Annotated in this window: 18 protein-coding genes; 9 read left to right on the top strand and 9 right to left on the bottom strand. The window is 53.8% G+C overall.

The window, feature by feature from the left end; genetic code table 11:
• Positions 1-70: 70 nt before the first annotated feature.
• On the bottom strand, positions 71-667 hold the full coding sequence (gene msrA, locus OH144_RS07260; RefSeq protein ID WP_266205635.1) for a peptide-methionine (S)-S-oxide reductase MsrA: 597 nt from the start codon (positions 665-667) through the stop codon (positions 71-73).
• A gap of 198 nt (positions 668-865) precedes the next feature.
• On the opposite strand from msrA, the gene OH144_RS07265 reads away from it, so the two are divergent.
• Positions 866-1684, top strand: a complete 819-nt coding sequence (locus OH144_RS07265) for an aminotransferase class IV (RefSeq protein WP_266205636.1) — start codon at positions 866-868, stop codon at positions 1682-1684.
• A 139-nt stretch (positions 1685-1823) separates the two neighbouring features.
• Positions 1824-2540, top strand: a complete 717-nt coding sequence (locus tag OH144_RS07270; RefSeq protein ID WP_266205637.1) for a 3-ketoacyl-ACP reductase — start codon at positions 1824-1826, stop codon at positions 2538-2540.
• Positions 2541-2627: 87 nt separating this feature from the next.
• Here OH144_RS07270 and OH144_RS07275 read toward each other — a convergent pair whose 3' ends face one another.
• The 3 genes from OH144_RS07275 to OH144_RS07285 form a co-directional block, all read right to left on the bottom strand.
• A complete protein-coding gene (locus OH144_RS07275) occupies positions 2628-3392 on the bottom strand; it encodes an MBL fold metallo-hydrolase (protein ID WP_266205638.1) in 765 nt (254 codons plus the stop codon).
• 69 nt (positions 3393-3461) lie between these two features.
• Complete coding sequence (locus tag OH144_RS07280) at positions 3462-4256, bottom strand: thymidylate synthase (protein WP_266205639.1); 795 nt, start codon at positions 4254-4256, stop codon at positions 3462-3464.
• A gap of 180 nt (positions 4257-4436) precedes the next feature.
• A complete protein-coding gene (locus OH144_RS07285; protein WP_266205640.1) occupies positions 4437-4694 on the bottom strand; it encodes a hypothetical protein in 258 nt (85 codons plus the stop codon).
• A gap of 113 nt (positions 4695-4807) precedes the next feature.
• Between OH144_RS07285 and OH144_RS07290 the strand changes: the two genes are divergently transcribed.
• The 4 genes from OH144_RS07290 to OH144_RS07305 all read left to right on the top strand — a co-directional run bounded on the left by OH144_RS07290 (position 4808) and on the right by OH144_RS07305 (position 10410).
• On the top strand, positions 4808-7066 hold the full coding sequence (locus tag OH144_RS07290; RefSeq protein ID WP_266205641.1) for an efflux RND transporter permease subunit: 2259 nt from the start codon (positions 4808-4810) through the stop codon (positions 7064-7066).
• 65 nt (positions 7067-7131) lie between these two features.
• Positions 7132-7716, top strand: a complete 585-nt coding sequence (locus OH144_RS07295; protein WP_266205642.1) for a hypothetical protein — start codon at positions 7132-7134, stop codon at positions 7714-7716.
• Positions 7717-7873: 157 nt separating this feature from the next.
• Complete coding sequence (locus OH144_RS07300) at positions 7874-9817, top strand: AAA domain-containing protein (protein ID WP_266205643.1); 1944 nt, start codon at positions 7874-7876, stop codon at positions 9815-9817.
• An 80-nt stretch (positions 9818-9897) separates the two neighbouring features.
• On the top strand, positions 9898-10410 hold the full coding sequence (locus OH144_RS07305) for an FKBP-type peptidyl-prolyl cis-trans isomerase (protein WP_266205644.1): 513 nt from the start codon (positions 9898-9900) through the stop codon (positions 10408-10410).
• 68 nt (positions 10411-10478) lie between these two features.
• On the opposite strand, the gene OH144_RS07310 is transcribed toward OH144_RS07305, so the two are convergent.
• Together OH144_RS07310 and OH144_RS07315 are read right to left on the bottom strand one after the other, a co-directional pair.
• Positions 10479-11654: a Gfo/Idh/MocA family protein gene (locus OH144_RS07310; protein WP_266205645.1), complete on the bottom strand. Its 1176-nt coding sequence runs from the start codon at positions 11652-11654 to the stop codon at positions 10479-10481.
• A gap of 74 nt (positions 11655-11728) precedes the next feature.
• Positions 11729-12313, bottom strand: a complete 585-nt coding sequence (locus OH144_RS07315) for an acyl carrier protein phosphodiesterase (protein WP_266205646.1) — start codon at positions 12311-12313, stop codon at positions 11729-11731.
• 146 nt (positions 12314-12459) lie between these two features.
• On the opposite strand from OH144_RS07315, the gene OH144_RS07320 reads away from it, so the two are divergent.
• Both OH144_RS07320 and OH144_RS07325 read left to right on the top strand, forming a co-directional pair.
• Positions 12460-12960: a pyridoxamine 5'-phosphate oxidase family protein gene (locus OH144_RS07320; protein ID WP_266205647.1), complete on the top strand. Its 501-nt coding sequence runs from the start codon at positions 12460-12462 to the stop codon at positions 12958-12960.
• A gap of 109 nt (positions 12961-13069) precedes the next feature.
• A complete protein-coding gene (locus tag OH144_RS07325; protein WP_266205648.1) occupies positions 13070-13828 on the top strand; it encodes a spheroidene monooxygenase in 759 nt (252 codons plus the stop codon).
• Here OH144_RS07325 and OH144_RS07330 read toward each other — a convergent pair.
• Genes OH144_RS07330 through OH144_RS07340 form a run of 3 tightly spaced genes read right to left on the bottom strand, consistent with a single transcriptional unit; the run spans position 13791 to position 16070 of the window.
• Entirely contained in the window at positions 13791-14408 is a 618-nt protein-coding gene (locus OH144_RS07330; protein ID WP_266205649.1) for a LysE family translocator, read from the bottom strand. The two genes, OH144_RS07325 and OH144_RS07330, sit on opposite strands and share 38 nt — an antisense overlap.
• Positions 14409-14465: 57 nt before the next feature.
• The gene (locus OH144_RS07335) at positions 14466-15188 is read right to left on the bottom strand and encodes a DUF1003 domain-containing protein (protein ID WP_266205650.1); all 723 of its coding nucleotides are present in this window, start codon (positions 15186-15188) and stop codon (positions 14466-14468) included.
• Between the two features lie 39 nt (positions 15189-15227).
• On the bottom strand, positions 15228-16070 hold the full coding sequence (locus OH144_RS07340) for a DsbA family protein (RefSeq protein WP_266205651.1): 843 nt from the start codon (positions 16068-16070) through the stop codon (positions 15228-15230).
• Between the two features lie 883 nt (positions 16071-16953).
• Here OH144_RS07340 and leuS point away from each other — a divergent pair.
• Entirely contained in the window at positions 16954-19722 is a 2769-nt protein-coding gene (leuS, locus tag OH144_RS07345; RefSeq protein WP_266205652.1) for a leucine--tRNA ligase, read from the top strand.
• Positions 19723-19856 lie beyond the last annotated feature (134 nt).

Here is a 19856-nt window from a genome sequence, read left to right on the forward strand (position 1 = left end):
GTTTTATGTTATGTTGGAAAATTATAAACCTGCCTCTACTACGTGTGCTGTAGTAAAATAGATATTATGCCTATTTTACGTATTCCGGCTTCAGTTTATCTCTGTAATTGTCCTCAAACTTCCGCACCTTCGGCATAGCCACCGACACCACGTACGGGTCCTGGGGATTGCGGCGATAGTAGTCCTGGTGATACTCCTCTGCCATCCAGAACTTTTTGAAGGGCTGCACATGGGTCACGATCTTGTTTTTGTAAGTGCCTGCCTCCTCCAGCTGCCTGATGTATTCCTCCGCTTGCTTTTTTTCCTCCGGCGTCTTGTAGAAAACGATGGAGCGGTACTGTTTACCCACATCAGGGCCCTGTCGGTTCAGGGTGGTGGGGTCGTGGGTGGCAAAGAACACCTCCAGCAGCTCCTGGTACGTTATCTGGCTCGGGTTATAATAAACCTGCACGGCCTCGGCATGGTCAGAAAGGCCGGAGCTTACCTGCTTGTACGTTGGGTTTTTCTCCTTACCCCCCGAGTACCCCGAGATCACGGCCTTCACTCCCTTCAGCCTTTCGAAGTAAGCTTCGGTGCACCAGAAGCAGCCGCCGGCAAAAACAGCGCTTGGCAGCCCCACTGTGTCCTCTTCCTCCTGCGCCAGGGCGTCGCTTCCCGTCATCTGCATCCGTTCTGAAGTGTTTGCCTCGGAGCAGGCTGCAAAACAAAAAAAGGCTGCAAAAAGAAAGAGTAAATTCCTGATAATCATAAGTGAAGGCTTTATACTTTATACTACGCGATGCCCGCGGGGCGGTTTTTTAGAAATTACAGGTACATGTTTCCTGCGTATGCTTTAAATTTATACCTTAACCAAAGCAACGGCATCTTGTTCATACTTTATAACGATCAGCTTCTCCGGGAGTCCGACTGGCACCTGCCCCTTACAGACAGGGCTTTTCAGTATAATGATGGATTCTTTGAGACCGCTATACTTGCAAACGGCCGCATTCGCTTTTGGGACCAACACCGGCAGCGCATGCGCGAGGCGGCCGGGGCCTTACACCTGAAGCTTCCTGAATACTTTCTTCAGCCTACCTTGGAGGATAAACTGCTGCAGCTGGCCCGCCAGCAACAGGCCGAAAAGTATGGCCGCTTAAAACTGAAGGTATGGCGCGCAGGTGCCGGGCTGTATACCCCGCAGACCAGCCAGGTAAACTGGCTGGCAAGTATAGAGCCGGCCACACCTGCCTCTCAGGAGCCGCTACACATCGGCATCTGCCAGAACAGCCACACCGTTTATACTTCCCTCTCGCACGTTAAAGGGCCAAATGCCCCCTTGTATGTACTGGCCGGGCTGGAGAAACAGGCCCGGCAACAAGACGACATGCTGCTGCTGAACCAGCAAGGTTTGGTGGCCGAACTCATCTCCTCCAACATCTTTTGGGTAAAGGAAAACACGCTGTATACTTCCGATCTCAGCTCTGGCTGCGTGAACGGCATCCTGCGCCGGAATATTCTGGCCTGGTGCCATGCCCAGGATATTAAAACGCAGCAGGTTCTGCAAAGCCCTGAGCAGCTGCTACAGGCAGACGCCGTCTTTGCTGCCAACGTTACGGGCATACGCGCCATTGCAAGTATAAACGGCACGCAACTGCATCAAAAAGACGCGTTTGTGGAGCAGCTTCGCGCGGGGATGCAGGTATAAACCTTTTTTCAGCTGCACTTCCCTTTTGATCTTCCTGACGCTTCGCTACAGCACGCTTTTGTTTCCTCTACAAGCCCGGGGCTTAAAACATTTTGGTCGATGAACTTGTATTCCCAGCAACAAAACTCAACATAAAAATATGGAATCTATAAAAGGAAAGAACGCCCTGGTAACCGGCGCCGGAAAGGGAATTGGCAGGGCCATTGCCCTGGCGCTGGCAGAAGAAGGCGTGAACGTGGCCCTGATGGCCCGCACCACCAGCCAGCTGGAGGAAGTGGCCGGGGCCGTGACGGCCAAGGGTGTGACAGCAGCCGTGGTAACGGCCGACGTAACAGACATACACGCCGTGAACAGCGCCGTGGCCCAGGCGCGTGAGCAGCTTGGCCCGATCGATATCCTGATCAACAATGCCGGTGTGGGGGCCTTTGCCAAATTCCTGGAGATGGAGCCGGAGAAGTGGGAAAGCATCATCAAGGTGAACCTGCTGGGGCCTTACTACGTCACCCGCGCCGTGCTGCCGGAGATGATCGAGCGCCAGACAGGCGACATCATCAACATTTCTTCTACCGCCGGACAGAAGGGCGCGCCTGTCACCAGTGCCTACAGTGCCTCCAAGTTTGGTTTGATCGGCATGTCGGAGTCGCTGATGCAGGAGGTGCGCAAGCATAATATCCGTGTCTCCACGCTCACGCCAAGCACTGTCGCCACCGACATGGCCATCGACCTGAAGCTGACTGACGGCAACCCCGAGCGCGTGATGCAGCCGGAAGATTTTGCCGAGCTGATCGTATCGCAGCTGAAACTGAACCGCCGCGTGTTCGTGAAAGAGGCGGGTCTGTGGTCCACTAACCCCTAAATCAAACCAAGTATAAAAAGCAGCAAAGCACAGGCCTGACGACCTGTGCTTTGCTGCTTTTAGTGCTGCTTTTAGTAATGTGTATGCTTACTTATTCGGGTACCAATCCTTCAGGCGCACCTCAATGCCCTTGTTCTTTGCACCTACCAGCTGCTTGAATTTCTCTACATCGCTAAAGCCATTCTGGCCGCGGTAATGATACGGGTACACAACCTTCGGCTGAAACTCCAGCACGGCATCTGCAGCCTGGTCCACATCCATGGTATAGGGCAGGTTCATACTTACAAAGGCCACATCGATGTTCTCCAGCCGGCGCATCTCGGGGATGCCTTCCGTGTCACCGGAGATGTAGACACGCTTATCGCCTATCTGCAGCACATAACCGTTGCCCCGACCTTTCGGGTGGCGCGCATCGGCGGTGTCTGGAAGGTTATACATGGGCAGGGCCATAATGTTAATGCCTTGTTGTATACTTTGCCCGCCGTTGTCGAGGATTACCAGTTGCTGCTGATACTTCTCCGGCAGAAGCTCGGCCACGGCACGCGGCACCACCATCCTCACCTTCTCGGTCTCCAGGGCGGCAAGTGTGGCGGTGTCCAGGTGGTCGGGGTGGATGTCCGTAATCAGGATCAGGTCTGGCTTGGGCAGCCCTTTAAAAAGATCCGCCCCGCCATACGGGTCCACGTAAATAGTTTTGGCCTTGTAGGTTAACGCCAACGTGCCATGCGTTATCGGTTGAATCACCAGCGGGCCGCCGCTGGTCTTAAGCGTGTCTGGCTTTGCCAACTGCTGTGCCTGTACCTGCACGAAGGCAAGTATAAAAGCCAGGGCAAGTATGGATTTCAGTTTCATGGTGTTAGGATTAAGTTGAAAGGATAATAACCGACATACATACGGAAATTATCCTTTCTTGACTGAAACCTACACCGCCACAGGCGCTTTTATTCCCGGGTGCGGATTATAGTTCACCAGCTCGAAATCCTCAAACCTAAACCCAAAGATATCCCTCACGTCCGGGTTCAGCTTCATCTGCGGCAACTCCCGGGGTTCGCGGCTTAACTGCCGTTGTGCCTGCTCCAGGTGGTTGAGGTACAGGTGGGTGTCGCCGCCGGTCCAGATAAACTCACCGGGTTCCAGTTCGGTAACCTGCGCCATCATCAGCACCAGCAGGGCATACGAGGCAATGTTGAACGGCACCCCCAGGAACACATCGGCGGAGCGTTGGTAGAGCTGGCAGCTCAGCTTGCCCTCGGCCACATAAAACTGGAAGAAGGCGTGGCAAGGCGGCAGCTTCATGTGCTCGATCTCGGCCACGTTCCAGGCGCTCACAATGATGCGGCGCGAGTCCGGGTTGTGCTTCAGCTGGTTCACTACCTGCGTGATCTGGTCGATGTGGCGGCCGTCTGGCGTGGGCCAGTTACGCCACTGCGAGCCGTAGACCGGGCCCAGGTCGCCGTTCTCATCCGCCCACTCATCCCAGATGCTCACCCCGTTCTCTTTCAGGTACTGAATGTTGGTATCGCCTTTTAAAAACCAGAGCAGCTCATGTATAATAGAGCGCAGGTGCACTTTTTTAGTGGTGACGAGCGGGAAGCCCTGCTGCAGGTCGAAGCGCATCTGGTAGCCGAACACGCTCAGGGTGCCGGTGCCGGTGCGGTCCTCCTTCTTTACCCCGGTGTCCAGGATGTGCTGCATCAAGTCTAAATATTGCTTCATGTATGATTCATTTGTTGTGGAGGGATAAAGATAGGAAAATTGTGATTTGCCTGAAGGAAGAATTGAGCCAAACTTCCAGGTAGATCTTATGGCCTTCATCTGCCTCGAGTAAAGGATACACAAAGAAGCAAAAAGCCTTCTGCCGCGATGGCAGAAGGCTAAGACAGGTGATAGCAGGAACTATTGCGCCTTTTTGTCTTTTGTAGCCGCAGCTTTGGCAGTATCCTTTTTCGCGCAGCAGGACTTAGTTTCTTTGGCAGAGGCAGCGGTCATGTGGCAGCTTTCAGCTTTAGCGGTTTTCTTCTTGTCTTTCCCGGATGTATTGTCGTTGGCGTTGTGCTCCATCTTGCATTTGCCGTCTTTGCAGGCCATGGCAGGTGTGGCAAAGCCGGCTCCTAGAAAGCCGGCCAGTGTTAAGGTTAGCGCTAGTTTTTTCATCTTCTGAACTTGTGTTTTTATTTGAACAAAAAGAAAGTTATGCAGTTGTTTCAGACGTAAATGTACCGTTGCTGAGCACTGCTCCCAATGATTAAAATCAGTTTTATACTTCCTTGAGCTATAGAAATCTAAGTTACCTGGTGCTATTGTCGGTGGCGGTGCTCTCGGCCATTAGTTTATACTTTGCCTTGCGCCTGCGCTTCGACTATAACTTCGACAACTTCTTTCCGAAGGGCGACCCGGACCTGGCTTACTATTTCAGCTACCGTGATAAGTTCGGCAATGACAACGACTACCTGCTCATCGGTCTCGACAATCAGGGCAAGAGCCTTTTCAATCAAAATTTCCTGACGAAGGTGGATAGCCTGACCAGCTTCCTGCAGCGGCAGCCGCACGTGGAGGCGGTCCTTTCTCCCACCACAGTGAAAAGCCCAGTGATCGAGCCATTCGGTTATTTTGAGATCCCATACCTGCACCCCTATGAGCCGGAGCGCTACGGGCAGGACTCGGTTCACATCTATTCGTCCCCGGAGCTGATCGGCACTTTGTTTTCAGAGGATGCCATGGCCGTTTCGCTATTTGTCCGGACCACCGAAAACCTGAGCAAAGGCGCCAGCGACACGCTGCTGACGGCGCTGAACCAACAGCTGGAGGAGCTGCAACTGCAGGAAGTGCACGTGGCCGGCAAAGCGCTGGCGCAATCGGTGTTTATAGACAAGATGCAGGTGGAGCTGGCTATTTTTATGTCGGCGGCCATTGTGCTGGTCCTGCTCTTCCTGTGGCTAGCCTTTCGAACGATTTGGGGAGTGCTGGTGCCCGTGGTTGTGGTGCTGCTGTCGGTACTCTGGGCCATGGGTGTGATGGGGCTCTTCCACAAACCTATCGACCTGATGACCGTGCTGCTGCCCACCATTATGTTCGTGGTGGGCATGTCGGATGTGGTGCACATCCTCTCGCGCTACCTAACGGAGACAGGCAACGGCACGCCCAAGCTTCAGGCCCTGAAACTGACGGTAAAGGAAGTGGGGATGGCTACCTTCCTCACCTCCTTTACCACCGCTGTGGGCTTTCTCACGCTGCTTACAACGGCCATTGTACCCATCCGCAACTTCGGGCTATACACGGCCATCTCCATCGGCCTGGCCTACCTGCTGGCCTTTTCGGTGTTGCCGGCCCTGCTTTTCCTCTTGAAGCCGCCCAACCCGTCGCGGGCCAGAAAAATAAGTTACTCGTGGCCGACCCTGATGCGGCGCATTCTCCGTTTCGTGCTGCAGCACCCCAAAGCCATACTTGCCTCCAGTGCTACCGTTATACTTCTGAGCCTAGTGGGCATCAGCCAAATAAAAGTAGACAGCACCATGCTGGAGGATCTCGGCGACGATGACCCAGTGATCCGGGACTTTATGTACTTTGATGAGAAGTTCTCCGGCGTGCGCCCCTTCGAGTTGCACCTGATCGCCGGCGAGGGCCGAACCATGTTTGATGCGCAGGTGCTGCAGGAGGTGGAGGAATTGGAACGCTACCTGACGCATACGTACGGCCTCAACTTTATCACCTCTCCTGCCACCATCGTGAAAACCCTGCACCGCGCGCAGAATGGCGGGCTGCAGGAGTTTTATACGTTGCCGGAAAGCAGAAAAGAGTTACAAAGTATAAAAAGTCGCCTGCAGGCATTCCGCCACCGCAGTGAGCTCCGCCACGTGGTTACACCGAATGGCAAAGAAGGCCGCTTGAGTGGCAACATGCAGGACATCGGTAGCGCCAGTGCCACCCTGCGCAACGATTCCCTGCAGGCGTTCATCCAGCAAAACATAGACCCAAGCGTGTTGCAGACCCGCCTCACCGGCAGCGCCCCGCTCATGGACAAGAACAATGAGTACGTAACGGCCAACATGTTGCGGGGGCTGCTCATCGCTTTCGGAGTGATCGCAGTGATTGTGGGGCTGATCTTCCGTTCTTTCAGGATGATCATCATCTCGCTGATCCCAAACCTCATTCCTTTGCTGATGATTGGAGGTATGATGGGCTTTATGGGCGTGAAGCTGACGGTGACGGTGTCCATTATCTTCACCATCGCCTTCGGTATTGCCGTGGACGATACCATCCACTTCCTCAGTAAGCTAAAGCTGGAGCTACTGGCAGGCAAATCGTTGCCCTATGCTGTCAAAGGCACTTTTATTTCAACGGGAAAGGCCATCATCATCACGTCCTGCATCCTGGTGGGCGGCTTTCTGACGCTGGTGCTCTCCACCTTCGATGCGACCTTTTACGTGGGCCTGTTCGTGAGCCTGACGCTGGTGTTTGCCGTCGTGGCCGACCTGCTGCTGTTGCCTGTGCTGGTGCTCTGTTTCTACCGCCTCCCTAAAAAATAAATTAGGCCCGATCCAATAAGGATGACCATATTTGCGTGTAAATTGTGGGTTAAGTATAGAGAGTGATGATGAAAAAGCTATTTACGTTGGTGGTGTTGAGTTTGTGGTTTATGGGGGCACAGGCGCAGGAGACGCCGGTGCCGGCAGAAGACAAACTGTCGCGGTTGATGAGTGAGCGGGAGCAGCTGATCCTGGAGTATCAGTATTACAAGCAGCAAAACAGCAGCTTCTGGGGTACGCAATCCAAGAAAGACCTGCTCAACATCGTAGAGACACTGAAGAAGATCATTAACCTGGATTCGGAGCTGGTGGCGGCTGTGAAAGAGAACAGCCTGCGGCAGTACGCGCAGAACACCGTGCAAAGCAAGCGGGAGGGCAAGCTCAGCCTGGAGGACCAGCGCAACTTCGAGAAGCAGATCAGCAGCCTGAAGAGCGAGGTGAAAACGCTGGAGAGCACCCTGCGTAAAAAGGACCGCGAAATGGCAGAGCTGCAGACGCAGGTAAAGGCCAGTTACGATCTAAAGTATGGCAAAGACAAGGTGATAGCTGTGTTGGCAGTGGGCGCTTTTATACTGCTGCTCTACGCCGTTATCCTGCAGGTGCGCCTGAACAAGGCCAACGCCAAATCGCGTAAGAAAAAGAAAGTATAGATGTATACTTTGCCGGGGCAGGCATGAATCATAAAGGCACTGTGTTTGTTATACTTTCTGCTGCAGATACAAAGCTAGATCCGCGGAATTTATCCGCACAACATAAACTAAAGTATAAAGGCTGGGGCAAAACGCCCAGCCTTTCTTTTTGATATACATGAGCGACATATTATTAGAGCTGAAGCAGGTACAGGACCTGCTTAAAATAGAACAGGAAGAAGACCGCCAGCAGTATAAGATCAAGAGCCTGAAAAGCACGATTGCCGAGCGCAAGGCCATGGGCTTCTGCTGGTACCCGGTCACCATTTCCAAGGAGGAAATAGGCTTCGGCAACAAGGTGGTGGTGGAGTTGGAGCGCACCAAGGACCGCGACCAGCTGCACCTGTTCCAGGTGGGCAAGACAGCGGCCCTTTTCAGCAACAACGGCGAGCGGCAGAACATAAACGGTGTGATTGTGGGCCTGAAGCGCAACAAGGTGTTGCTGGCCACCAACAAGGAAGACCTGCCCGACTGGATAGACGATGGTCGCCTGGGTATTGACCTCACCTTTGATGAGATGAGCTACCGCGAGATGGAGATTGCCATGAAGAAGGTGATTGAGGCGTATAAGACCCGCCTGGCGGAGCTGCGCGATATCCTGCTAGGCGATATGCCCGCCCACTTCACTGATGCCACCATGGAGGAGATCCCGTCGCTGAACCCCTCGCAGAACGAGGCGGTGCGCAGGATTGTGCAGGCAAAGGATGTGGCTATTATTCACGGACCTCCGGGCACGGGCAAAACCACCACGCTGGTACAGGCCATCCTTACCACCCTGCAAACCCAGAAGCGCCTGCTCGTAACGGCCCCCTCTAATACCGCTGTAGATTTACTAACGGAAAAACTGGCGAACGAAGGGGTGAACGTGATCCGCATCGGCAACCCGTCGCGCGTATCGGATGTGCTGCTGGAGCATACGCTGGACGCGCAGGTAATGGCGCACCGTTCCTATAAAACACTGAAGGACTACCGCAAAACGGCCGAAGAATATAAGCGAATGGCCTTCCAGTTCAAGCGTAAGTTCGGGCATGAGGAGCGGGCGCAGCGGCAACTGTATAAAATGGAAAGCAAGCGCCTGCTCGACGAAGCCGACCGTGTAGAGGAGTATATCACCGAGGACCTGCTCAACAACGTACAGGTCATCACCTGCACACTGGTAGGCGCGGCCAACAAAGCCATCCGCCACCTGGAGTATGACACCGTGTTTATAGATGAAGCGGCACAGGCGCTGGAGCCGGCCTGCTGGATCCCGATTTCCCGGGCCAAGCGCGTGGTGCTGGCTGGCGACCACTGCCAGCTGCCCCCCACGGTAAAATCGTTCCTGGCGGAGCAGAAAGGCTTGGGGAAGACGCTGTTTGAGAAATGCATTGAGCGGCAGCAGGATGTCTCCACGATGCTCAAGACGCAGTACCGCATGCACCACCACATTATGGAGTTCTCTAACCAGCAGTTTTACAAAGGGGAGCTGATGGCGCACGAGAGCGTGCACAGCAGCGACCTGCATGAGTATAACCCACACTTTGCCCCGGGCCTGGCCGTGGAGTTTGTCGATACGGCCGGATGTGGCTACAACGAGGTGGAAACGCCGGAAAGCAGCAGCTCGGCCAACCCCGACGAGGCAAATCTGCTGCTCAACCACCTGGCACACCTGCTGAAAGACTACAGCCACGCCGACGAGGAAGTAGAGCATTTGCGAATAGGCGTTATTGCCCCCTACCGTGCCCAGATCAACTATTTGGAGGACCGCGTGGAGCACATGCCCAAGCTGCATGAGCTGCGGCAGCTGCGCCACCTGTCAGTAGGTACCGTGGACAGCTTTCAAGGGCAGGAGCGCGACATCATCTACATCAGCATGACGCGCAGCAACGAGCAGGGAGAGATCGGCTTTCTGGCAGACATGCGCCGTATGAACGTGGGGATGACGCGTGCGAAGAAAAAGCTGGTGATCGTGGGCGATAGCGCCACCCTTAGCCAACACCCTTTCTACGCTTCGTTCCTGACTTACGTAGAAAGTATAAACGCCTACCGAAGCGCCTGGGAGCTGCAGGAGCTAATGGCGTAAAACCTGTAAACATTGGACAAAGTTTAGAGGTATGGATATAAATCCGTAACTTTCTAATCTCGAACATTAAAAAATAAGACATGAAGATTGAGAAAAACAAAGTAGTCTCGCTTACCTATGAACTGCGCATCATGGACGAGCAAGGCGAACCAAGCCTGATAGAAACAGCCGATAAAGAGCAGCCGATGGTATTCATCTACGGCATGAGCGGTCTTCCGGAGCAGTTCGAGGAGCAGCTCGATGGCTTGTCGGTTGGCGATACTTTTGACTTTAAACTGGATGCCGAGGAAGGTTATGGCGGCCAAGACGAGAACGCAATTGTTGACCTGCCTAAAAACGCCTTCGAAGTAGAGGGCGCTGTGCCGGAAGATATGCTGGAGATCGGCAACTACATCCCGATGACCGACAGCGAAGGCAACCAACTGCAGGGCCGCGTGGTGGAAGTAACGGATGATACGGTAAAAATGGACTTTAACCACCCGCTGGCGGGCAAGGAGCTATACTTTAAAGGCAAAGTGGAAAGCATCCGCGAAGCCACGGCTGACGAGCTTGCGCACGGCCACGTGCACGGCGAAGGCGGTGTGCATCATTAAGAAGTATACACTTTAGAGTTTAGAAAGGGGCGGCAGGATATTTTCTGCCGCCCCTTTTTTGTTGCCGCTCACAGCTTTAGCTCCACCCGCTCGCCGGTTTCGGCAGCCTGGTAAATTGCCTCCAGAATCTGCACATCCCGAAGTCCCATTTCGCCCGGCACCCGCGTTTCCTTGTTTTCCAGTATGCAGCGGGCGAAATCGTCCATTTGCCGGGCTTGCTGATTTACCTGGGGCAGCTCCATAGAGCCCTCGCTCGTTTCGCCTTTTATGCCGGAGTAGCTGTAGGCTGGCTCCAGCCGCCACCACCCTTTTTCAGCTTTGGCCGATAAAAGCCCTTCGTTTTGGTTGTAACTGGTACGGCAATTGGCCCTGGCGCCACCAGGGAACTCTAACTGCCAGTTAATAGACTGCTCCACTTCATCAAAATATTCCGGCCTGGTTACATTGCCATACTTTGCCGTCACTGCCACCGGGTTCTCCCCCATCGTATAAATTGCTCCCTGCACACAGTAGATGCCCAGGTCCATCAAGGGCCCGCCCCCAGCCAGTTCTTTGTCTAAGCGCCAAGCATTTGGATCGCCGCTGAACACAAAACTGTCAGCTGCCTCTATCTCCTGCACCGGCCCATAAATTTGCTGCTGCCCCAGCTCCATTACCCGCTGGTTGTGCGGCTCGAAGTGCAGGCGGTACCCGATGGAGAGGCGCACGTTATTTTCTTGACAGGCCTGTAGCATACGCCGGCAATCTTCGGCAGAGGTAGCCATGGGTTTCTCGGAAATAAGGTGCTTTCGAGCTTTGGCTCCCCGGATGGTATATTCCGCATGCATACCATTGGGCAGCACGATGTAAATAATGTCGATGTCCGGGTTATCGGCAATCTGGTCGTAGGTGTCGTAGGAATAGATGTTCTTGTCCGGGAGGTTATACTTGCGCTTCCACTCCGCTGCTTTAGCGGGGGTGCCGGTAACGATGCCAGCCAGGTAACAATGCTCGGTTTCCTGTAGCGCCGGCGCCAATTGATGGGTGGCGTATCTGCCCAGGCCTACTAAGGCTATTCCCAGTTTTTGCTGCTGTTGCTGCCCTGTCTGCTGCGTCTGGGTTGCTGCTTTTTCTGAGCCGGAAGACTGGCAGGAGGCGGCAAAGGAAGCCAGCGGAACGCCCACGGCGGTCGCACCAAAGGCTAACGAGAGGTCTTTGAGGAACCTGCGGCGGTTATGCCGGAAGAAAAAATTAGTTTGTATCATAGGGATGCGCGGCTTGGTTTATACTTTATACTTCTAAAGTATAAGTACAAGAGGCTAAAAGGTTTAGCCAGCCATTACAACTGCTCCCTCACACTGGCCACGTACCGCTCCAGTTCCGGAAAGAAAAGCCGGAAGTCGGCCAGGTATAACGCATACTGCTCCACGAGCTCCTCGGCGGCCGTTTCCATTCCAGAGGCAAAGGTGGTGCGGCGGCTCATGCCCTGCAGCGCCTGGGCTATCCCTTCCACCTCCGCATAAGACTCCAGCCAGTTCTGCCGCTGCATATACCCGAACAGGTTTTGCACACGCGGCGGCAGCACGTGGTGGTGCTGTTCGATCAGGCTGTAAGCTCGCTGTACAAAATCAGGCAGGGGCTCACTGGCGTAGTTGCTGAAATTACGGGCCAGGAAATGATCGAAGTACATGTCAGCGACCACCGGCGCGTACTTTCTGTATTTCGGGCGGAGCCGAGCTTTCGTCTCGGCCACCACCGGGTGGGTATCGGTGTACGTATCGATGAGGCGGTGCAGGCGGATGCCTTTGGCAATGCCCGGGGCGTAGCGTTCGGCCTGCCGTCCCTTCACGGCATCCGCCATAAAATTGCCTATGAGGAGTTCGTCGTCTGTTCCGGAAAGGTAAATGTGCGCCAGGTAGTTCAAAGGGTTGATCAGGGTTAGGTGAAAAGTATAAACCGGCTGCTGCGCCTATTGTTTTAGCGGTTCCGGGGTGGTGTTGGTTGCATCCGGCAAAGTATAAACCCTAGGCAAGAGAGCCGCGTAATCAATCACAAACAAGATATAAAGCTATGCAAAACGACCCAAACACGAAGGAAAACCTCAGGAAGCTCATAGATAAGATAAAGGACGTAAAAATTGCCATGATGACCACTGTGGATGATGATGGGACGCTGCGCAGCCGCCCCATGAAAAATCAGAAAACGGAGGCTGACGGCGACATCTGGTTCTTTACCGGCTACGAATCAGGTAAGTCGCACGAGATAGCGCACGACGCTCATGTGAACCTGAGCTATGCCGACCCAAACGACAACCTGTACGTTTCCATCTCGGGCAAGGCGCAGCTCCTGCGCGACCAGCAGAAGATAGACGAACTCTGGAGCTCTGACATGAAAGCCTGGTTTCCGGATGGCAAAGAAGATAAGAACATCGGCCTGATACGTGTGAGAATTGACAAAGCCGAGTACTGGGACACACCCAGCAACACAATGGTGACGCTGTTTGGCATGGCCAAGGCAGCCATTACCGGAGAGCCATCCAAGGGTGGCGAGAACAAGAAGATCAATTTATAGTATGATAAGGTAAAGAACTCTCTGCAGCACCTGCCGAACATCTGGTTTGGCAGGTGTTCTTTTTTAGAAGCAGCTAAAATACACATCTTTAGGCATCCCCCGTAGCTTTATGCACGCATCCTCTCCACGCCTTACCACCCTCACCCTGTTCGGTATCCGCAGCGGCCATATCCGTTGGGGACTGGCGCAGATGGGTACCTCCGGAGCCTTACTGCAAAAGGTGCCAGGGCTGCTGTTCTTTAAATTGCTGGGCAGCGGGCATGGCAAGGGGTTCAGTATCAAGCCCAATTTCAGGAGGTATGGCCTGCTTTGCACCTGGGAGAGCGAAGCCGCCGCCGATGCCTTTCTGCATGACTCAGAATTTATCAGGGAGTATAAAGACCACACCGAAGAAGTATGGACGGTGAAGCTGCTGCCCTGGCAGTCGCATGGGTACTGGGACGGGCAAGAGCCCTTCGCTCCCGCTCTCGTGGCAAAGTATGAAAGCGGCCCCATGGCCGTGCTGACGCGGGCAAGTATAAACTGGCGGGCCTTGCCCAGCTTCTGGCGGTTTGTGCCGAAGGCAAGTATGGCGCTGGATGCAGCAGAAGGCCTTTTGTGCTCCATTGGCCTGGGCGAGCTGCCGCTGGTGCGCCAGGCCACTTTCAGCGTGTGGGAGTCGGTGGAGGCGATGAAAACGTATGCCTATAAAAACCCGCTGCACCAGGAGGTCATGCGCCGCACCCGCTCCGAGAACTGGTACAGCGAGGAGCTTTTCGCCCGTTTCAAGCCCATCAGCAGCCAGGGCACCTGGAACGGAACTGATCCGCTGGAGCATGTGCTGGCGAACTTCAGCACCAGCGCATCCCTGCCAGGCCAAAAAGCATGATACAGACACTGCTGCCTACATTCAGAAAGCGAAGGATGTGTGGGCTTTGCAGAAATCTCCCTAAAGAAGCACCAAAGAAAGCCAGAGCAGATTGAATGATCAGGCTGCCAGCAAAAATGGCCAGCGCAAGTATAAAAACATGTCCTGCACCCGTTACCGGGGAAACCAGCTGGCCTGAGAATCCGACAAAAGCCACCACCGTCAGCGGGTTTGCCACCGTCAGCAGGTAAGTTGACAGCAGGTAGGTAAAGCCGCTTTTCTTTTTTGTCTCCGGCTGGCCCTTCTGTTTTTCTAAGGAGGGTTTCAGACTTCCCTTCAGCATCCATAGCCCGAAGACTACAAGTATGAGCGAGGTCAGAAACTTGAAGTAATATGCATTCAGGTGAAGGTAGCCAACGATCACAGCCCCTACGGAGAAGGCCATGAGCCCATACGTAAAATCGGCGAGCGCAGCGCCTAGTCCACTCATCAGGCCGCTCCTGAGCCCTTGTGTCAGGCCACGGTTGATGATCAGAATTGCGATAGGGCCGACGGCAATGGCCAGGGTTAATCCAAAAATAAAAGCCTTTAGTGTCTCCATGTTCCTCTGTTTAGTTAGAAGACGGAGCGGAACCTGAAAAGACGCAACTGCTGCTAGCTACGAATGATTTTTCTTCTTGAACTGCTCCATAATGTCCTCCAGCAGATCGAGCTGCAGTTGCTGGATTTCTACCATCTGCTGGTTCTGGTGCATCAGCAGGTGGTCTATCTTTTCGTGTAGCAACCTTATTTCCAGCTCGGCCTTCAGGTTCACTTTGTAGTCGTGCTCCGAGCGGAGGCGGTCCTTAGACTCCTGCCTGTTCTGGCTCATCATGATAATAGGCGCCTGGATGGCAGCCAGGCAGGATAAAATGAGGTTGAGCAGGATAAACGGGTACGGATCGAAGGGACGGGTTGCCAGCAGGTAAACGTTTACCGCCATCCAAAGCAGAAGGAAAGAAAAAAAGAGGAGGATGAACGTCCAGCTGCCACCGAAACTGGCGATATGATCGGCCATGCGGTCGCCGAGGCTGATGCGCTCTTCCAGCTTCTCCTCCACGTTGCTCGACAGCAGCTCCTGCTGATTGATGCTTTTCACCACCTCCTCCTCCAGTTCCGTCAGTTCGCCCAGTTCCTTCCGCAGCAGCTGCTCCAGGTAAAGTTTGCGGTACTTTGCCAGCACATCTAGGGCCACATACTTTTCCTCGTCAAAGTCCGGGAAATCAGCCTTAATTAACCTGAGTAAGCTCGGGCGAATGGCCTTACCCGGCATCAGCAGATGCAGGGGCAAACGCTTTTTAGTGATCTGGCAAAAGCCGAAGGTTTCTCGGTGATGGCTCATAACATAACCTCAGGTAGGCGGCTGGTTCCTTATACCAATTTACTCGGCCGAAGGATGCTGGTCCGGGGCCAGCTGCTGCAGCACACGCTCCAGGTGCGCTTTCATGCCATCGTAAGGGCGGTAGCCCCGGCTGATGAGGTGGATGCTGGTGCCGTTGAGCAAGTATAAACTCGGGAAGGCGGTGGCCTGCAAATGGCGGGCAATCGTAAAATCCTGCTGCGTTTTCTCCTTCATTTCTTCCGAGTTATACTTTTCCAGAAAGGATTCTTCCTCCACGCCAAAGGCGGTGGCTATACTTGCCAGCACCTCCGGTTTGGTGACATCATTGTTTTTGGCATAAAAGGCGCTCTGCACCGCTCTGGCCATGTCAAACTCATGCTCCGGCTTCAGGTAACGCATGGTTACAACGGCACGGCAACTCGGCTCTGTATCGTAGACAAAGTCCGTACGCTCAAAGAACGTATAGTCGAAAGGCTGCTCGGTTATCTTCTCCACGTCCTGCCAGTGCTGTTTGATGCCCTCTTTCATTTGCTCTTCCAAGGGTTTCTCCGTGCCGGGGCGCAGGCCCCCCATGACGAATTTAAACTGCATCTTCCCCTCCTGCTCCGCCACCAGCTGCCTGATGACTGGCGCAAAGCCATAGCACCAGGAGCACATCGGGTCCATCACGTAGATGAGGTGGATGATATCGAGTAGGTCGTGTTTCTTCTGTTCCATGGCGCAAAGGTAGGGATTTGGTGAATTTATACTTTGTTTTACGAGGATGCCGGGGTTCGTGTGTGTGTAAATGGACTTGAGTTTACGGCTCGATCGGACTTTGAGAACGGGCTGCTGCTTGCCTTCCCCGGCGCCAGCGTCCGCTTGTGCCTTTGTATGTTTCATGGCGCTAGTCCTCCGCTGGCGCGGGCTTGCAGCCCGTGTCTTTTTATTCGTTGGGTTTTCAACCCGACTGGCTCACAGAGCCATACTTGCTTTGGCCATACTTTATACTTGCTTCTGCTCTTTCGGATTTGCAATCCGGAAGTATAATAGCTGCGGATTTGTAATCCGCACGAGCCATACTTTATGCTTTGCTTATACTTGCTGGCTTATACTTTCTTAGCCGCTGCTAACCCTAACCTGAAGCAAGCTATTCTTACTAGCTGCCGTTCATCCACGGCTTTACAACCAACTTGTTCCATAGTATACTCTGCTCTCAGGCCCGAGAGGGCTCGTCCTTTGGCATCGCGCGGTGTACATTTCCTTTGCTTGACCTGCGGTCTCCGCAATTTCGCTGAAGCGAAACCGTAAATCTACAAGGCGCTCAACGGAAAGACTGGGATCAGGTTCGATAGCCGCTGCCCTTGCTGTCATCTCGACCTTTGGGAGAGATCTAATTAGAATTTCAGATAGATCTCTCACAGCTACGCTGGCTCTCCTCGGCTCCCGCCTCAAGAGTACTCGAGATGACAGGGAGTGTGGCAAGTACAACTCCCTCCCCTGTTCTTAGGGGAGAGTTGGGGTGGGGTGAAGCGGGGCCAGGGGTGGGTTTATACTTTGTAGGAACAGGTCGCAACCTGTCCGCCCAACGGCAGCGGCTACAGAACTTATACTTCAGCCGCGGCAACAAAAGGCTCCCCTATTTGGTCAAGGTCAGGCAGATGTAGTTGGATTCGGTACTACCTACACCAAGATTTTAAGCATTCCCCTACGAAACCATCCCACAATTAAAGATTAACAATTATCTTAGCAGTTATAACAAGATTCAAAAGTATAGCCATACACAATGTCAGAGTATAATTTCAGTCAGATTGAGAAAAAGTGGCAGCGCTACTGGGAAGAAAACCAGACCTTTAAAGCCACGGCCACCAGTGATAAACCGAAGTACTACGCCCTGGACATGTTCCCCTACCCTTCCGGAGCCGGACTGCATGTGGGCCACCCGCTCGGTTACATCGCCTCTGACATCGTGAGCCGCTACAAGCGCCTGAAAGGGTTTAACGTGCTGCACCCGATGGGTTTCGATGCCTTTGGCCTGCCTGCCGAGCAGTATGCTATCCAGACTGGGCAACACCCGGCTATTACGACCGAGCAAAACATCAAACGCTATGTGGAGCAGCTGAAGAACATCGGTTTCTCCTACGACTGGGAGCGCGAGATCCGCACATCCGAGCCGAACTACTACAAATGGACGCAGTGGATCTTCATGCAGCTGTTCAACAGCTACTACAACTACAGCACCGATAAAGCTGAACCGATAGATGCCCTGGTGCGTGTGTTTGAGCTGAGCGGTAATGAGCAGGTAAACGCTGCCTGCGATGAAGACACCCCGGCTTTCTCCTCAGAGGACTGGAATAACTTCAACGAACAGCAGAGATCGGAGATGCTGCTGAAGTATAGACTGACTTACGTAGCCGAAGCCGTGGTAAACTGGTGCCCTGCCCTAGGCACGGTACTGGCCAACGATGAAGTTGTTGGCGGCGTGTCGGAGCGCGGCGGCTACCCGGTGGAGCGCAAGAAAATGCGCCAGTGGATGATGCGTATCACAGCCTACGCGGAGCGCCTGCTCCAGGGACTGGAAAATATAGACTGGCCCGAGCCGATCAAGGAAATGCAGCGCAACTGGATCGGGAAATCCGTAGGTGCCGAACTGGATTTCTCCATTGAAGGTGCTGAGGATAAGATCAAGGTATTCACGACCCGTATCGATACCATTTTCGGGGTTTCGTTTGTGGTGCTGGCGCCGGAGCATGAACTGGTGGAGCAGATCACGACAGATGCACAGCGCGCTGCTGTGGAAGAGTATGTTACCGTGGCCAAAAACCGATCAGAGCGTGAGCGCATGACGGACGTGAAGACAGTAAGCGGCGTGTTCACGGGCGCTTATGCCATCAACCCGCTTTCCGGCGAGAAAGTACAGATCTGGATTGCTGATTACGTGCTGGCCGGTTACGGCACAGGAGCCGTCATGGCCGTTCCGGGTCACGATAGCCGCGACTATGCCTTTGCCAAGCACTTCGGTCTGCCGATTCCGCAGGTAGTGGAGGGCGGCAACATTGAGGAGGAGGCCTATGCCGGCAAAGAAGGCAAGATCATCAACTCCGGTTTCCTGAACGGGCTGGAGGTGAAGGAGGCGATAAAAGCAGGTATAGCCAGAGCCGAGGAAATGGGCGTAGGCAAAGGCCGCACACAGTACCGCATGCGCGACGCCGTGTTCAGCCGCCAGCGCTATTGGGGTGAGCCGGTGCCGGTATACTTTAAAGACGGCGTGCCGCACCTGATCAAGGAGGACGAGCTGCCGCTGGAGCTGCCAAAGATCGATGCTTACCTGCCAACTGAAACCGGTGAGCCGCCACTAGGCCGCGCCGTAGACTGGAAGTACAACGGGCAGTATGAGTATGAGCTGAGCACCATGCCAGGCTGGGCGGGCAGCAGCTGGTACTGGTACCGCTACATGGACCCGCACAACGACAAGGCTTTTGCCGATAAAGACATCATCGAATATTGGCGCAGCGTAGACTTGTACATCGGCGGATCGGAGCACGCTACAGGCCACCTGTTGTACTCCCGCTTCTGGAACAAGTTCATGTTCGACCTGGGCGTGGTAGTAGAACAGGAGCCGTTCAAAAAGCTCATCAACCAAGGTATGATCCAGGGCCGCTCTAACTTCGTGTACCGCATCAACGGCACTAACAAGTATGTTTCTTTTGGTTTGAAAGATCAATACGATACATCTCCCCTTCACGTGGATGTGAACATCGTGGAGAATGACGTGCTGGACCTGGAAGCTTTCAGAAACTGGCGGCCGGAGAACGCCGATGCGGAGTTTATACTGGAAGACGGCAAGTATAACGTGGGCGTGGAGATCGAGAAGATGTCGAAGTCGAAGTATAACGTGGTGAACCCGGATGACCTGGTAGAGAAAATGGGGGCCGATACGCTGCGCATGTACGAGATGTTTTTGGGGCCGCTGGAGCAGTTCAAGCCCTGGAACACCAACGGCATGGACGGCGTGCACAAATTCCTGAAGAAGTACTGGAAACTGTTCTTCGACAAGGAAGGCAACCTGCAGGTAACTGACGAGCAACCGACGGCCGAGGAACTCAAGTCGCTGCATAAGACGATCAAGAAGGTGGAGGAAGACATCGAGCGTTTCTCGTTCAACACCTCTGTCTCTACCTTTATGATCTGCGTGAATGAGCTGAGCCAGCTCAAGTGCCACAAGCGCGCCATCCTGGAGCCGCTCACGGTGATCCTCTCCCCTTACGCGCCGCACATTACCGAGGAGCTTTGGGAGCAACTGGGCCACACAGAGAGTATCAGCCACGCCGCCTTCCCGCAATGGAAGGAAGAGTACCTGGTGGAAAACACGTTTGAGTACCCGGTATCAGTGAACGGCAAGATGCGCGCCAAGCTCACTTTTGCGCTGGATACTCCCCGTGAAGAGATAGAGAAGGCCGTTTTGGCAGAGGAGCAGGTCACCAAGTTCTTTGATGGAAAAGCACCAAAGAAACTCATTATCGTGCCTAACAAAATCATTAATGTGGTAGTATAAACTATCCCCATTACCAACTAACGAAGCAAAAAGCCGCTGCAGCTATTAAAAGCTGGGCGGTTTTTTGGCTTCTGTAGTTCCCCTGTAAAACTTCTGCATCCGCTATATCCGTAGAGTAGGTAAAGCCCTTTAGC

Origin of the sequence: Pontibacter kalidii, from assembly GCF_026278245.1 — a bacterium.
Lineage (GTDB): Bacteria > Bacteroidota > Bacteroidia > Cytophagales > Hymenobacteraceae > Pontibacter > Pontibacter kalidii.

Bases quoted from the DNA above. Each gene is read 5' to 3' on its own strand.
- OH144_RS07310 (WP_266205645.1), bottom strand. From the start codon at position 11,654: ATGATACAAACTAATTTTTTCTTCCGGCATAACCGCCGCAGGTTCCTC.
- OH144_RS07275 (WP_266205638.1), bottom strand. From the start codon at position 3,392: ATGAAACTGAAATCCATACTTGCCCTGGCTTTTATACTTGCCTTCGTG.
- msrA (WP_266205635.1), bottom strand. From the start codon at position 667: ATGCAGATGACGGGAAGCGACGCCCTGGCGCAGGAGGAAGAGGACACA.
- OH144_RS07305 (WP_266205644.1), top strand. From the start codon at position 9,898: ATGAAGATTGAGAAAAACAAAGTAGTCTCGCTTACCTATGAACTGCGC.
- OH144_RS07300 (WP_266205643.1), top strand. From the start codon at position 7,874: ATGAGCGACATATTATTAGAGCTGAAGCAGGTACAGGACCTGCTTAAA.
- OH144_RS07270 (WP_266205637.1), top strand. From the start codon at position 1,824: ATGGAATCTATAAAAGGAAAGAACGCCCTGGTAACCGGCGCCGGAAAG.
- OH144_RS07320 (WP_266205647.1), top strand. From the start codon at position 12,460: ATGCAAAACGACCCAAACACGAAGGAAAACCTCAGGAAGCTCATAGAT.
- OH144_RS07330 (WP_266205649.1), bottom strand. From the start codon at position 14,408: ATGGAGACACTAAAGGCTTTTATTTTTGGATTAACCCTGGCCATTGCC.
- OH144_RS07295 (WP_266205642.1), top strand. From the start codon at position 7,132: ATGATGAAAAAGCTATTTACGTTGGTGGTGTTGAGTTTGTGGTTTATG.
- OH144_RS07325 (WP_266205648.1), top strand. From the start codon at position 13,070: ATGCACGCATCCTCTCCACGCCTTACCACCCTCACCCTGTTCGGTATC.
- leuS (WP_266205652.1), top strand. From the start codon at position 16,954: ATGTCAGAGTATAATTTCAGTCAGATTGAGAAAAAGTGGCAGCGCTAC.
- OH144_RS07340 (WP_266205651.1), bottom strand. From the start codon at position 16,070: ATGAAACATACAAAGGCACAAGCGGACGCTGGCGCCGGGGAAGGCAAG.
- OH144_RS07285 (WP_266205640.1), bottom strand. From the start codon at position 4,694: ATGAAAAAACTAGCGCTAACCTTAACACTGGCCGGCTTTCTAGGAGCC.
- OH144_RS07280 (WP_266205639.1), bottom strand. From the start codon at position 4,256: ATGAAGCAATATTTAGACTTGATGCAGCACATCCTGGACACCGGGGTA.
- OH144_RS07335 (WP_266205650.1), bottom strand. From the start codon at position 15,188: ATGAGCCATCACCGAGAAACCTTCGGCTTTTGCCAGATCACTAAAAAG.